Genomic DNA, 14,162 nt, shown 5'->3' on the forward strand with positions numbered 1-14,162 from the left:
TCGGACGGTGTCCGTGAACCCCGATCTGGTCGAACGCGCCTTCGCGCCGACCGCTCCGTACCTCGTGGGTCGAGAGAAGGTGCGCGAGTTCGCTCGCGCCGTTTTCGCGACCGATCCGCAGCACACCGACCCCGAAGCGGCACGCGCGCTGGGTTACCCCGATGTCGTCGCGCCGCCGACCTTCGCGATGGTGATCCAGGACCTCACGCTGCAGCAGCTGCTCGGAGAGCCCGATTCCGGCATCGCCCTCGAGCGAACGGTCCACGCCGAGCAGCGCTTCCGCTATTCGCGTCCCATCGTGGCGGGCGATGAGCTCACCGCGCAGCTCACGGTGACCGGCATCCGAGCTTTCGGCAAAGGGGCGATGGTCACGAGCGAAGCCGACATCCGCGACGTCTCCGGCGACCACGTCGTGACCGCTGTCTCGGTGCTGCTGGTCGGGGGAGAGGACGCATGAGCGATCTGACTGTCGGAGCCGTCGTGGCCGAACGCACCGTCGAGCTCACCCGTGAGTCGCTCGTGCGCTACGCGGGGGCGTCCGGAGACTTCAACCCGATCCACTATCGCGACGATGTGGCCGCTCGCGTCGGACTGCCGGGCGTGCTGGCACACGGCATGCTGACCATGGGGCTGGCCGTCGAGACGATCGTCGAGTGGCTCGGAGACAGCGGCCGGATCGTCGAGTACGGCGTGCGGTTCACCCGTCCCGTCGTGGTCGACGCGGAGACCGGTGCGACCCTCACCGTCGTCGCGAAGGTCGGCGCGGTCGATGAGGGAGTTGCGCGCATCGACCTGACCGTCAGCCATGCCGACACCGTCGTGCTCGGCAAGGCGCAGGTGCGCGTGCGCACGAGCGAGTGACCGTGGCCGAGATCGAACCGCGGCCGCTCGCGGAGCTGACGACGCTGCGTGCCGGTGCCGTGCCGGGCCGGATGGTCGAGGCGCGCACGAGCGACGAGCTCGTCGCGACGATGCTCGACCTCTGGGCGGCCGGCGAGCCCTGGCTCGTCGTCGGCGGAGGCTCGAACCTCCTGGTGGGCGACGAGCCGTTCGACGGCACCGTCGTCGCCGTCCGGACGAACGGCATCGAAGAGGTGCCGTCGCCGCACCCGGGGTACACGCGTCTGAAGGTGCAGGCCGGGCACTCGTGGGACGAGCTCGTCGAGTACGCCGTCGCGGCCGGTCTCGGCGGCATCGCCGCCATGTCCGGCATCCCGGGAACCGCCGGAGCGGCACCCGTGCAGAACATCGGTGCCTACGGTCAGGAGGTCGTGCAGACCCTCGTCGAGGTCGAGCTGCTCGACGAGTCGACGGGCGAGGTCAGCGTCGTGCCGGCATCCGAGCTGGGACTCGGTTTCCGCACCTCCGTGCTCAAGCACCACCACGGATCGGTGGCTGCGCGTTCCGCGGTCATCCTGTCGATCACTCTCGAGCTCGACCAGGTCGGACACGGCGAGTTCGTGGTCCGCGGGCCGCAGCTGCGCGGGGCGCTCGGGCTCGATCCCGAGGCGACGGTTTCGTTGCGCTGGGTACGCGAGACCGTGCTCTCGGTGCGGGCTAGCAAGGGCATGGTGCTCGACGACACCGATCCCGACACGTGGAGCGCCGGGTCGTTCTTCCAGAATGCGGTCGTCACCGCCGCGTTCGCCCGGACGCTGCCCGACGCCTGTCCGCGGTGGCCGGTGGCACCCGACCCCGTGACTGATCGCGTGATCCTCTTGAGCGAGTACTACGGCATCTCGCCGACGGGTCGGGCAGCGGAGCCGGACGTCAAGGTGAGCGCTGCCTGGCTCATCGAGCACGCGGGTATCGGCAAGGGGTTCTCGCTGCCGGGTTCGCGTGCCGGCCTGTCGACCAAGCACGCTCTCGCGCTCACCAACCGCGGCGGTGCGACGGCGGAGGAGCTCGCGGCGCTCGCGCGGTTTGTGCAGCAGCGCGTCCAGTCCGAGTTCGGCCTCATCCTGCAGCCCGAGCCCGTCCTGGTCGGCGTCGAGCTCTAGCCCCCCGCCCCCACCCCCGCCCCCGCCCCCGCCCCCGTCGAGTCGCCAGAGAATGCGGATGATCGGATGCCGGCATCCGCAGTTCCTGGCGAGTCGACGGAATGAGGTGCGGGTCAGCGGGCGGACAGGAGACGGCGGATGCGGCGGATGAGCGCACCGGGATCGTCGAAGTCTCGGGCTGTCACGACCGTGACCCGATAGCCGAGCGACTCGAGCTCGGCACGTCGTGACTGATCTCGGCTCCACTGCGAGAGGTCGCGGTGATAGTCGCCGTCGTACTCGAGGACGAGCCGGGCCTCGCGGTACAGCAGATCGACCCGCGCGACGAAGCGCCAGCCGTCGCGGATGACGACGTTCGTCTCGGGGCGGGGGAGCCCGGCCCGTATGAGGAGCACCCGCAGTTCCGACTCGCGCGGCGATTCCGCGCCGTCGTCGAGCAGGGGCAAGGCTTCGGCGCGGCGGACCGCGCCCCGGCTGCGGCCCGCCCGCTCGTGAGCGATGCCGAGTGCGTCGATGGTCGTGCGCGGGTCGTGCCGGCTGATGAGCGCGTCGCCCGCGGCGACGAGCGCGCCCAGCGAGACGGATGCGCCGAGGTCGACCCATGTGCGCTCGACCGTCGTGAGTCGGATGCCGTCGACCTCGACGATGTCGTCCGGCTCCACGGCCAATGCACGACCGACCACCTCGGGGCGTCTGACCCGGTTGGCCGGAAGCGCGACGGCGAGGTGCGGACGCGTCGCCGCGGCGTCTCGGAGGGGCGCAGGCAGCGGCATCCGATGCACCGCGGCGGCGGTGGGTCCGCAGAAGAAGGCGTGCGGGGGAACGCGCTCGCCGATCAGCCTGAGCATGTCGAGGTCGCTCAGCGCCTCGCGCGCCCGAGCGCCGTGGAGAGGCCGGGTCAGATCACGAGCCCGCAGCCGGCCGGCGGGTACGCCGAGCTCGCGGGCCATCTCGGTGAGGAAGCCAGCGGGGAGGTCTGCAGGAAGCGCGGCGCGTCGCATCGCGCCAGCATCCGCCCCCTCAGGACCGCGTCGACGCCCCGCTGCACATCCCGGGGATATCCCGCCCCCTCATCCCCCTGTGCAGAACCCCCCTCACCCCGTCGACTCGCCACAAACGGCGGATGCAGGTGCTGCCTGATCCGCGTTTTGTGGCGAGTCGACGGGAGAAAGAGGGACTCAGGAGAACAGGCGCTGCAGGCGCTGGATGCCTTCGAGCAGTTGGTCGTCGCCGAGCGCGTATGACAGGCGCAGGTAGCCCGAGGGGCCGAAGGCCTCGCCGGGAACCACGGCGACCTCGGCCTGCTCGAGGATGAGGTCGGCGAGCTCGAGGCTCGTGTTCGCCTCGACCCCGCCCCACGACCGTCCGAGGAGGCCGGTGACGTCGGGGTAGACGTAGAACGCCCCGAGGGGGTTGGGAACCTCGACGCCGGGGATCTTCGCGAGCTCGTCGACGATCAGACGGCGGCGGCGGTCGAACGCGAGCCGCATCTGCTCGGCCTCGTCCTGCGGCCCGGTGAGAGCGGCGAGGGCGGCGCGCTGCGCGACGTTGTTGACGTTCGAGCTGAGGTGCGACTGCAGGTTGCCTGCGAGCTTCATGGCGTCGGACGGACCCACCATCCAGCCGACGCGCCATCCGGTCATCGCATAGGTCTTGGCGACACCGTTGACGAGGATCGTCTGACCGGCGAGCTCGGGCACGGCCTCCACGATCGAGACGGCCCGGGCGCCTTCGTAGACGAGGTTCTGGTAGATCTCGTCGCTGATGACCCAGATGCCGTGCTCGAGCGCCCACTGGCCGATGGCCGCGGTCTCCTCGGGCGTGTAGACGGAGCCCGTGGGGTTCGAGGGCGAGACGAAGACCAGCACGGTGGTGCGCTCGGTGCGCGCGGCCTCGAGCTGCTCGACGGTGACCTTGTATTCCTGGTCGGCGCCGGCGAAGACCTCGACCGGGATGCCGTCGGCGAGAGCGATCGCCTCGGGGTAAGTGGTCCAGTAGGGCGCGGGCAGCAGCACCTCGTCGCCGGGGTTCACCACGGTCTGGAAGGCCTGGTACACGGACTGCTTGCCGCCGTTGGTCACGATCACCTGCGAGGGCTGCACCTCGAGGCCCGAGTCGCGCAGCGTCTTGGCGGCGATCGCCTCGCGCAGCACCGGGAGGCCGGCAGCCGGGGTGTACCGGTAGTTCGCGGGGTCGGCGAGGGCGTGCTGAGCTGCCTCGACGATGAACTGCGGCGTCGAGAAATCGGGCTCGCCAGCCGCGTACGAGATGACGGGCCGGCCGGCGGCCTGCAGGGCCTTGGCCTTGGCGTCGACCTTGAGGGTCGCCGACTCGGCGATGGCGGAGAGCTTGCGGGACAACGGTGCGCGTTCGGTCACCCTCCGAGCGTAGCGCCGGGGCCTGTCCGCCGGTGATGGATGACGGTCATCGAGTCGGAGCCCCGACGAGGCGGCCGCGCTCGGCGCGGGTCAGGGGCGGGATGGACGCGAGCAGGCTGCGTGTGTAGTCGTGCTGCGGTCGGTCGAAGATCTGTCCGACCTCGCCCGTCTCCACGCACTCGCCGCGATACATCACGAGCACGCGGTGAGCGAGATTGCGGACGACGGACAGGTCGTGCGAGATGAACAGGATGCCGACCCCGAGGCGTTCCTGCAGCTCGACGAGGAGATCGACGACCTGCGCCTGGATGGTGACGTCGAGCGCCGACACCGGTTCGTCGCACACGAGGATGTCGGGGTCGCGCATGAGAGATCGCGCGATGCCGATGCGCTGCCGTTGCCCGCCGGAGAACTGATGCGGGAACCGGTACATCATGTCGGGCTTCATGCCGACGAGCTCGAGCAGCTCCGCGACACGGTCGCGCCGCTCCGACGCCGACCCGGTGCGCGCGACCGCGAGCGGCTCGGCCACCACATCCCGCACCCGCATGCGCGGGTCGAGCGAGGCGTACGGGTCCTGGAAGACCATCTGGATGCCCGGCTGGGCGGGCGGGCGCCGTCCGCGGGTGCGTCGGGTGATGTCGGCGCCGCGGTACATCACCGTTCCCGCGTCGCTGCTCTCCAGGCCGACGATCATCCGCGCGAGCGTGGACTTGCCGCTGCCCGATTCGCCGACGATGCCGAGGGTCTCCCCGCGGCGGAGGACGAGATCGACGCCGCCGACCGCCGCGACGGCGCGTCGCGCGAACGTGGGCCCCACCCGGAAGGTGCGTCGGAGCCCGGAGACCTCGAGCACGACCTCATCGCGCGCCGCAGGGTCGAGCACGCGCGCCGGGGCGGGATGCGGAGCCGAGGCCAGCAGTTCCCGGGTGTAGGGCTCGCGCGGTGCGGAGAAGACCTCGTCGGCATCGCCGGACTCGACGACCGCTCCGTGGCGCATGACGACCACCCGGTCGGCCACCTCGGTGACGACGCCGATGTCGTGGGTGATCAGCAGCACCGCCATACCGAGGCGTTCCCGCAGGTCGTGCAGCAGGCGCAGGATCTGCGCCTGCACCGTCACGTCCAGTGCGGTCGTCGGCTCGTCGGCGATGAGCAGCTCGGGCTCAAGTGCGATGGCCATCGCGATGAGGATGCGCTGCCGCATCCCTCCTGAGAACTGGTGCGGGTAGTCGTCGACACGGTCGGCTGCCGCCGGGATGCCGACGAGCTCCAGCAGCTCGACGGCGCGCGCCCGCGCGGCGCGACGGCTCATCCTGCGGTGCACGCGGAACACCTCGCCGACCTGGTCGCCGATCGTGAGCACGGGGTTGAGCGCCGACAGTGCGTCCTGCAGGACCATGCTCATGCGCGGCCCGCGCAGCCGGCGGAACCGTTCCTCGTCGAGGGTCAGCAGGTCGGTGCCGCCGAGGCGCATCTCGTCGGCCGTGACGACGGCGGCGGCGTCGTGGATGCCCATGATCGCTCGCGCGGTGATCGTCTTGCCGGAGCCGGACTCGCCCAGCAGCGCGACGAGCTCGCCGGGGCGCACGTCGAGGTCGATGCCGTCCACCGCGCTCGTCACCGCCCCGTCCGAGCGGAAGCCGATCTTCAGTCCGCGCACCCGCAGGACGGGGGCGGGGGAGGGGTCGATGTTCTGCACGCACCCATTGTTACCCCTGTGGCGTCATCATTTGTTTCAAGAATGAAAACTATCTGCCGGATTCGCTCAGCTTTCTTGACAGCTGTGCCGGATTGGCGCCAGAGTCGCTGCATCACCCCGAAGCGACGAGTGCTCGCCCGGGTGCCGCTACGACCAAGGAGGACCCGTGCTCGAACCAGCAGAGCGCTACACCGGCTATCAGGCCTACGACTACCTCGAGGCCGGGGTGGACTACCGCGTCTTCGACTACGCGAAGCAGATCGGCCGCGTCCCTGCGTACGGCGGGCTCGAGCTGTCGAGCTCCCAGGCCGACCGGGCGCAGCGCCTGCTCCGCGACGAGGTCGTCATCTCGCTGCACGAGCACGTCCAGGTGTTCCCCGAGGACATGGACTACCTCAAGGACCACATCCGTCAGGGCCGGGAACCCACCGGCTACGAGGGCCTGTCGCGCTCGGGTCTGACCGCGGTGTTCGACAACGGGATGGACGGTACCTGCTGCATCTCGAGTGACGCCGGATGGAAGTACCAGGACGTGCTGTTCGACCTCGGCGTGCGCATGGCCGACCTCGCGCATCAGGACTACGTCATCAAGGGCGAGACCCTCGCCGACATCCGGCGCGCGCACGAGACGGGGCGCATCGCCCATGTCTTCGCGCTCGAGGCGGCGACGATGATCGAGAACGAGGTCGACCGGCTCGACGTGCTCTACGGCTTCGGCGTGCGCCAGATGGGAATTGCCTACTCCGAGGCCAACACCCTCGGCAGCGGCCTGAAGGAGCGCGGCGACGGCGGCCTCACCTACTTCGGCGAGCGTGCCGTCGCGCGGATGAACAAGCTCGGGATCGCGATCGACATCTCGCACTCCGGTGACCGCACGTGCGTCGACGTCGTGAAGGCCTCGACCAAGCCGGTGTTCATCACCCACGCGGGGGCCCGCGCCGTCTGGCCCACCAACCGCATGAAGACCGACGAGACCATCATCGAGTGCGCTCGCCGCGGCGGTGTCATCGGCATCGAGGCTGCCCCGCACACGACGCTGTCGCCGTCCCACCCGAAGCACTCGCTCGAGTCGGTCATGGATCACTTCCAGTACTGCGTCGACCTCGTCGGCCTCGAGCACGTCAGCTTCGGCCCCGACACGCTCTTCGGCGACCACGTCGGTCTGCACCACGCCTTCGCCGCACAACTGTCGCTCGGGCAGGCGCACGGGCAGGTCGAGTTCGAGGAGGTGCCCTACGTCGACGGCGTCGAGAACCCCGCCGAGGCGATGAGCAACATCATCGGATGGCTCGTGGCACACGACTACTCCGACGACGAGATCCGCGCCGTCGTCGGGGGCAACACCATGCGGGTCCTCGAGGAGGTATGGGTGTGACATCACACGGCAAACGCGCCGCCATCGGCGTGATCGCGGCATCCGCCGCACTAGCACTGAGCTCCTGCGCTCCGCAGGCGCCTACGGCGACGGAGGGGACGCCGGCCGGAGCCGGAGACGAGACTCTCACGATCGCCACGACGACGGATGTCGTCAACTACAACCCCCTGATCGGCAACAGCCGCAGCGATTACTGGGTCACGAACCTCATGTACCCGCACCTGCTGAGCATCGACGACGACGGTTCGAAGTCGCCGCAGCTCGCCGTCGAGTGGGGGTACGTCGACGACACGACGGGGTTCTACGAGATCCGCGACGACGTGACGTGGAGCGACGGTGAGCCGGTGACGGCCGACGACGTCGCCTACACGATGAATGCCGTCAAGCAGGATGCGCCCGCCGGCACCTACTACGGCCAGATGGGGAACTTCGCGTCGGCGGAGGCGGTGTCGGACACCCGCGTCGAGATCACGCTGTCGCAGCCCGACTCGTCCATCGTCGAGGAGATCGGCTTCTGGGGGAACGTCGTGCCCCAGCACGTGTTCGAGCCCGCAGGGTCCGTCGCGGAGTTCGCGAACGACGGCTCGGACGGCGGCTGGGTCAGCGCTGGTCCGTACGTTCTGACCGGGGTGCAGGTGGGTCAGTCCTACACGCTCGATCGCGTCGAGGACTACCCGCTCGTCGAGGGCGGCACGCCGATCCCCGCGCAGGTGGTGTACCGCGTCTACCCCGACGTCAACACCGAGATCCTCGCTCTGCAGAGCGGTGAGGTCGACGTGATCGCCAACTCGCTGCCGCCCGCCCAGGTCGAGCAGCTGCGCAACACGGCGGGGATCGAGGTCGTCGAGGTCACCGGCCTCGGATACGCCCACATGACCTACAACATGCAGCAGGCCGACCTGGCCAAGGTCGAGGTGCGCCAGGCGCTCGCGCACGCCGCCGACTACGAGGCGATCCGGTCCGTCGTGCTCCAGGGGCAGGCCGTCTCGACCGGGTCGAGCCCGCTGATGCCGGTGCTGTCGAAGTACTACGACGACGGCATCACCGAGTATGAGTACGACCCGGGGATGTCGCGCGACCTGATGGAGCAGGCGGGGTACACCGCCGGCGCCGACGGCATGTTCCCCGTGTCGTTCCGTCTGCTCTACTCGCTGCAGGACCCCGTCACGAGCCAATGGGCTCAGCTGGTGAAGGATGGCGCCGCCGAGGCGGGCATCGCGATCGAGCTGCAGGGCTTGGAGCGGAACACGTACCTCGCCCGGACGAACGAGGGCGACTACGACATCTACGCGGGCAACTTCGCGATCATGGACGACCCGGTCACGAACTTCAGCCTGTCGTACCTGCCGGGCGGGGCGATCAACTACACCTACGTCGACGACCCCGAGCTGAACGGCCTGATCGCCGAGGCCGGCTCGACGTTCGACGAGGACGAGAAGATCGAGCTCATGCGCGAGGCGGCACGGATCGTGCACGAGCAGGTCTACGACAACGTGATGTACACGCAGAACCTGTACGTCGCCCATAGCTCGGAGTGGACCGGGTTCGTCTCGAAGCCCAGCGAGCTGCTGTCGATCGTGAACCCCGAGTCGATCGCCGGCGCCTCCAAGGTCGCCGATTAAAAGGAGAAGGGCCCGCTCATGTCCATCGCGCTGTTCGCGCTCCGCCGCTTCGGCCGGGGGCTGTTCACGATCCTGTTCGCCGTGACCGTGACATTCCTCCTGCTGCGTCTCCTGCCCGGTGACCCGGCGCTCGCGATCGCGAGTCCGAACATGACCGACGAGACACGGGCGGCCCTTCTCACCCAATACGGCCTCGACCAGCCGCTCATCGTGCAGTACGTGCTGTACCTCGGGCAGATGCTGCAGGGCAACCTCGGCACGAGCTTCACGCAGTCGATCCCGGTGGTCGACGTGCTGATGCAACGGCTCCCGTGGACGCTGCTCCTGACGATGTCCGCGCTGTTCCTGACGATCGCCGTCGGCATCCCGCTCGGCGTGCTGGCGGCATCCCACCGGAACCGTTTCCTCGACCGGCTCGTACAGGTGTTCGGTGTGACCGGGCAGTCTCTGTTCGTGCCCTCGGTCGGCATCGTCCTGCTGTTCTTCTTCGGCCTCGTCCTGCGGGTCTTCCCCATCGGCGGCGCCTACGACGACGGGGTCTACGGGGTGGAGTGGTACGGCTCGGTGCTGTCGCATCTCGTGCTGCCGGTCGTCTCGCTGACCCTGATCCAGCTCGGGTCGTACGTGCTGACGATGCGGGCGACGCTGATCGACGCCCTCGGCGAGGACTACATCACACTCGCCCGCGCGAAGGGGGTGCCGCCGCGCAGCATCCTGTGGCGGCACGCCGTGCGCAACGCCCTGCTCCCGGCGACCACGCTCATCGGGCTGCAGCTCGGGTTCCTCGTCGGCGGAGCCGTCCTCACCGAGACCGTGTTCGCCTACCCCGGGATCGGACGCGGGATCTACGAGGCGGTCACCCAGCTCGACTTCCCCGTGCTTCAGGGGGCGTTCCTGCTGCTCGCGGCCACCGTCGTCGTCGCGAACCTGCTCACCGACACCGCCTACGGCTTCCTCGACCCGAGAGTGAAGACAGCATGACCGCCCCCCTTCCGGCGACCGAGGTCGTCGCTCCCGTCATCGAGACCGCCGGAGCCGACGGCAGGCGGGCCAGCAGACAGACGTGGCGGGCCTTCCGCCGTCAGCCGCTCGGCATGATCTCGTTCGCGATCCTGCTCGGCCTCGTCGTCGTGGCGTTCGCGGCACCGCTGCTCGCGCCCTACCCGGCGAGCTACGGCACCGACGTCCTGCGGGCACCGAGCGGCACGCACTGGTTCGGCACGGATGCGCTCGGTCGCGACGTCTTCGCCGAAGTGGTGTGGGGCACGCAGCAGTCGGTCCTCGTCGCGCTCGCGGCGTCGGCCATCGCGATCGCCTTCGGAACGCTCATCGCCATCATCGGCGCTTACTGGCGTCCGGTGGACGCCGTCGTCAGCGTCCTGGTCGACCTCACGCTGTCGCTGCCCGTCCTGCCGCTGATGATCCTCGTGGCCGCCCTCGTCGGGCCTTCGACGTCGACGATCATCCTCGTGGTGGCGGCGTTCTCGTGGCCCGAGGTGACCCGCCTCGTGCGGTCGCAGGCGCTCGCCGTCGTGCAGCTGCCGTACATCGACGCCGCGCGTCTCATGACGCGCAACTCGGTGTGGATCCTCGGACGCCATGTGCTGCCCGCGGTGACGCCGGTCGTCGTGGTCTCGGTCGTGGTGACCGCGTCGCGCGCGGTGCTCTCGGCCGCCGGGCTGTCGTTCCTCGGACTCGGCGATCCGACGACCTGGTCGTGGGGGCGCATCCTGTTCGAGGCGCAGCAGTCGGGCGCGATGGTGAGCGCCTGGTGGCTCACACTGTTCCCGTCGCTCGCGATCCTCGCGCTCGTCCTGTCCGCCACGCTGCTCTCCATCGCCTACAACGACGCACGGAATCCGAGAAGCCATGAACGCTGAGACCGCCTTCCGGCAGCGCCTCGCTCCCGCCGTCTACGACCGCATCCAGACCCGCCTGCGCGGCCGGCTCGACGACGAGGGGATTTCCGCCATCATCACGGACGACCCCGAGGACGTGTCCTACCTCACCGGTTTCTTCCACCACCCCGGCGAACGGCCGGTCGCGGTCTACCTCGACGCCGACCGCACCGTCCTGCTCGTGCCCGCGCTCGAGAGGCAGCACGCCGAGGAGCAGTCGGCCCGAGCCGAGATCGTCGACTTCGCGGAGTACCCGGGGGTCGAGAACCCCTTCCTGCCGCTCGCTCGCGCCACGCCCGAGGCCCCGCGCAGCGTCGGCATCACGACCCGCATGACCCTGCATCGCCTCGCGCTGCTGCAGGCCGCGATGCCCGACATCGCGTTCGCGCCGACGGATGCCGTCACCCGCGCCCGCTTCGTCAAGCTGCCCGAGGAGATCGCGCTGCACCGCGAGGCCGCGCGCATCACCGACCTCATGCTCGAGGCGGGGGTCGCGCTGGTCCGCGAAGCGGTCGCGGCCGGCGGCGAGCTGCCCTCCGAGGCGGAGCTCGCCGCGCACGTCGGGCGCGACGGGATCGGACGGATGTACCGCGAGCACGCCGATGTCGTCGTCATCTCGTTCCTCGCGGGCGGACTCGTCTACGCCGCTGCGAATTCGGCCCTGCCGCACGGTCTGCCGTCGTCGTACCGGCTTCGACCCGGCGACACGTTCATGCTGTCTCTGGGCGCCGCCGTGGGCGGACGCTTCGTCGAAGGGGAGCGGACCTTCGTCCTCGGCGACCCGACGCCCGAGCAGCGCCGCTACCACGACGCCGTGCGCGACGCGCAGGCCGCGGGCGGGCGCGCGATCGCCGCCGGCGTGCGGTGCGCGGACAGCAACCGCGTCTGCCTCGACGTCATCCGCGATGCGGGTCTCGGCGGTTATCTGCGGCACCGGCAGGGGCATGGGATCGGTCTCGGCATGCATGAGCCGCCCTGGCTCGAGGACGGCGATCCCACGGTGCTCGAGGAGGGGATGATCGTCTCGAACGAGCCGGGCATCTACATCCCCGGTCATGCGGGCTACCGCATCAGCGACAGCATGCTCGTCACCGCCGACGGAGCCGAGCCGCTGACGGCATACCCGCGCTCGCTCGACGACTGCGTCATCCCGCTCTAGGCGCCACCGCGCGCCCGCCCATCGCCCGATCGGAAGGAAACCCATGGCAGACGAGACCGTGTCACCGGAGTTCGCCCGCGCGACCAGCACCGCCCAGCGGGTGCGCATCAACGACAACGAGCTGGCGGTCGAGGTGCTCGGCCCCGACGACGCGCCCGTCATCATCACCCACCACGGTGCGCCGGGCCTGGGTTCGCGAGCCGAGCCGCGCGCGAGCTTCGGCCGGCTCGCCGACGAGTACCGCGTCGTCGTGTTCGATGCCCGTGGCAGCGGCGAGAGCGAAGGGTCGGGCACGCTGAGTCATGAGCAGTGGGCCGCAGACATCGACGGCCTCCGTGCGTGGTTGGGCGCCGAGCGCATCATCATGGCGGGCGGATCGTACGGCGGGTTCATGGCGATGGAGTACGCGATCCGATACCCGGACCGGGTCGAGGCCGTCGTGCTGCGGGACACCGCCGCCGACAACTCTCATGCAGCGCTGGCGCGCGAGAACGCGCTCGCGAGCGACCGGGTCGAGGTCGACATGGAGAAGTTCGACCGCATCGACGAGGGACGTGTGCGCGACGACGACGACCTGCGCGACTGCTGGCGCGAGATCCTTCCGCTCTACGACTTCACCTACGACCCCGAGGCGACCGAGCGCAAGGTGCAGGCGACGCCATACCGGTACGAAGCACACAACTACGCCTTCTCGGTGAATCTGAAGCAGTACGACCTGAAGGCGCAGCTGCCGGGCATCGGAGTCCCGACGCTCGTGACCGTAGGCCGGACCGACTGGATCACCCCGGTATCGTGCAGTGAGACGATCGCGGGACTCATCCCGGGAGCCCGGCTCGAGATCTTCGAGAAGTCGGGTCATTCACCTCAGATCGAGCAGGCGGAGGAATGGACGAGCACGGTTCGCGACTTCCTGCACGAGGTGCGTCCGGCGGAGGCGTCGGGCCGCTGATGGGGCAGCTCGTCCTCGAACGCCTCACCGAGGTCGACAAGCGCATCGTCGTCGCGCTGCAGCGCGACGGGCGGGCCAGTTGGCGCGCCATCGCGGACCGCATCGGAGCGCCCGTCTCGACGGTCTCGCGCCGCGGTCAGCAGCTGCTCGCCGACGGCCTGGTGCGCGTCGCCGCCCTGCCGGCCCTGGATGCCGACGGCCCGCACGCGCAGTTCCTCGTCCGCATCAACTGCTCGCCGGGATCGCATGTCGCGGTCGCAGAGGAGCTGGTCCGCAACCCCTCCGTCCGCTTCTGCACGATCGTGACCGGCAGCTACGACATCATCGCCGAGGTGGTCGTGCGCGGCACCGCCACCCGGTACCCCCAGCTCATGCTCGACCTTCAGCCGATCGACGGGGTCGAACGCTGGCGCAGCGATCTGATCATGCACGTGTACAAGGTGAGCTACGACTGGGGGCGGCAGCTGTACGCCGATCTGCTATCGGACCAGCCGGTCGCCACCGAGACCGACAGCGACGAGACGTGCGACCCCGATCATCTCGACGACGTGGATCGGCAGATCCTCGACGTTCTCCGCCACGACGGCCGCGAGTCGTTCCAGCGGGTCGGCGAGGTGGTCGGACTCAACGAGTCGAGCGTCCGGCGGCGGTTCGACCGGATGAAGGAGCACCGGTGCGTGGACGTCGTCACGCTCGTGCAGTCGGCGGCCCTCGGGATGGAGGCCGAGACGTTCCTCTCGGTCACGGTCGCGCCGGCACGGATGGAGGCGGTGGCCCGTGAGCTCGCCCGGTACCCGTTCGTCCGCTACCTCGCCGCGACGCTCGACCAGAACTCCCTCCTGTGCGAGGTGATCACCACCTCCGTCGACGAGCTGTACTCCTTCGTCACGGACTCGCTCGCCCACCTCGACGGCGTGCTGGGCTGGTCGGCGAACATGGAGCTGCTCTTCCTCAAGCGCGGGTTCATCGAGACACCGTGGTGGCGTGCCCAGCTGCAGTCTCCGAGCGCGGACGGCGACGAGGCCTGAGCGGTTCGGACCGCGCGGGGTCCACCGATCGGTGGACGACGAATCGACCGG

At 69.6% G+C, this 14,162-nt stretch carries 13 protein-coding genes; 10 read left to right on the plus strand and 3 right to left on the minus strand.

Going from position 1 to position 14,162, the window contains the following annotated elements; all coding sequences use genetic code 11:
• Positions 1 to 7 precede the first annotated feature (7 nt).
• Genes AA0Y20_RS07060 through AA0Y20_RS07070 form a run of 3 tightly spaced genes read left to right on the plus strand, consistent with a single transcriptional unit; the run spans position 8 to position 2,000 of the window.
• Complete coding sequence (locus AA0Y20_RS07060) at positions 8 to 457, plus strand: MaoC family dehydratase N-terminal domain-containing protein (protein WP_412938336.1); 450 nt, start codon at positions 8 to 10, stop codon at positions 455 to 457.
• On the plus strand, positions 454 to 861 hold the full coding sequence (locus AA0Y20_RS07065) for a MaoC/PaaZ C-terminal domain-containing protein (protein ID WP_412938337.1): 408 nt from the start codon (positions 454 to 456) through the stop codon (positions 859 to 861). The genes AA0Y20_RS07060 and AA0Y20_RS07065 overlap by 4 nt, the downstream gene beginning before the upstream one ends.
• A gap of 2 nt (positions 862 to 863) precedes the next feature.
• On the plus strand, positions 864 to 2,000 hold the full coding sequence (locus AA0Y20_RS07070) for a UDP-N-acetylmuramate dehydrogenase (RefSeq protein WP_412938338.1): 1,137 nt from the start codon (positions 864 to 866) through the stop codon (positions 1,998 to 2,000).
• A gap of 113 nt (positions 2,001 to 2,113) precedes the next feature.
• Here AA0Y20_RS07070 and AA0Y20_RS07075 read toward each other — a convergent pair whose 3' ends face one another.
• The 3 genes from AA0Y20_RS07075 to AA0Y20_RS07085 all read right to left on the minus strand — a co-directional run bounded on the left by AA0Y20_RS07075 (position 2,114) and on the right by AA0Y20_RS07085 (position 6,080).
• On the minus strand, positions 2,114 to 3,001 hold the full coding sequence (locus AA0Y20_RS07075) for an endonuclease domain-containing protein (RefSeq protein ID WP_412938340.1): 888 nt from the start codon (positions 2,999 to 3,001) through the stop codon (positions 2,114 to 2,116).
• A gap of 177 nt (positions 3,002 to 3,178) precedes the next feature.
• A complete protein-coding gene (locus AA0Y20_RS07080) occupies positions 3,179 to 4,378 on the minus strand; it encodes a pyridoxal phosphate-dependent aminotransferase (RefSeq protein WP_412938341.1) in 1,200 nt (399 codons plus the stop codon).
• A 46-nt stretch (positions 4,379 to 4,424) separates the two neighbouring features.
• Positions 4,425 to 6,080, minus strand: a complete 1,656-nt coding sequence (locus AA0Y20_RS07085; protein WP_412938343.1) for an ABC transporter ATP-binding protein — start codon at positions 6,078 to 6,080, stop codon at positions 4,425 to 4,427.
• A 166-nt stretch (positions 6,081 to 6,246) separates the two neighbouring features.
• Between AA0Y20_RS07085 and AA0Y20_RS07090 the strand changes: the two genes are divergently transcribed.
• The 7 genes from AA0Y20_RS07090 to AA0Y20_RS07120 are packed head-to-tail and all read left to right on the plus strand — an operon-like array spanning position 6,247 to position 14,111.
• Positions 6,247 to 7,455, plus strand: coding sequence for a dipeptidase (locus tag AA0Y20_RS07090; protein WP_412938344.1), 1,209 nt, complete (start codon positions 6,247 to 6,249; stop codon positions 7,453 to 7,455).
• The gene (locus tag AA0Y20_RS07095; protein ID WP_413332346.1) at positions 7,446 to 9,077 is read left to right on the plus strand and encodes an ABC transporter substrate-binding protein; all 1,632 of its coding nucleotides are present in this window, start codon (positions 7,446 to 7,448) and stop codon (positions 9,075 to 9,077) included. The genes AA0Y20_RS07090 and AA0Y20_RS07095 overlap by 10 nt, the downstream gene beginning before the upstream one ends.
• An 18-nt stretch (positions 9,078 to 9,095) precedes the next feature.
• The gene (locus AA0Y20_RS07100) at positions 9,096 to 10,058 is read left to right on the plus strand and encodes an ABC transporter permease (RefSeq protein WP_412938347.1); all 963 of its coding nucleotides are present in this window, start codon (positions 9,096 to 9,098) and stop codon (positions 10,056 to 10,058) included.
• Positions 10,055 to 10,957, plus strand: a complete 903-nt coding sequence (locus tag AA0Y20_RS07105; protein ID WP_412938349.1) for an ABC transporter permease — start codon at positions 10,055 to 10,057, stop codon at positions 10,955 to 10,957. The genes AA0Y20_RS07100 and AA0Y20_RS07105 overlap by 4 nt, the downstream gene beginning before the upstream one ends.
• Positions 10,947 to 12,134 carry a M24 family metallopeptidase gene (locus AA0Y20_RS07110; RefSeq protein WP_412938350.1) on the plus strand — a complete coding sequence of 396 codons (1,188 nt, stop codon included), beginning with the start codon at positions 10,947 to 10,949 and terminating at the stop codon, positions 12,132 to 12,134. Before AA0Y20_RS07105 ends, AA0Y20_RS07110 begins: the two co-directional genes overlap by 11 nt.
• Before the next feature lie 43 nt (positions 12,135 to 12,177).
• Complete coding sequence (locus tag AA0Y20_RS07115) at positions 12,178 to 13,083, plus strand: alpha/beta fold hydrolase (protein WP_412938352.1); 906 nt, start codon at positions 12,178 to 12,180, stop codon at positions 13,081 to 13,083.
• Positions 13,083 to 14,111, plus strand: a complete 1,029-nt coding sequence (locus tag AA0Y20_RS07120) for an Lrp/AsnC family transcriptional regulator (RefSeq protein WP_412938353.1) — start codon at positions 13,083 to 13,085, stop codon at positions 14,109 to 14,111. The genes AA0Y20_RS07115 and AA0Y20_RS07120 overlap by 1 nt, the downstream gene beginning before the upstream one ends.
• Positions 14,112 to 14,162 lie beyond the last annotated feature (51 nt).

Origin of the sequence: Microbacterium pratiae (assembly GCF_047302165.1) — a bacterium.
GTDB lineage: Bacteria > Actinomycetota > Actinomycetes > Actinomycetales > Microbacteriaceae > Microbacterium.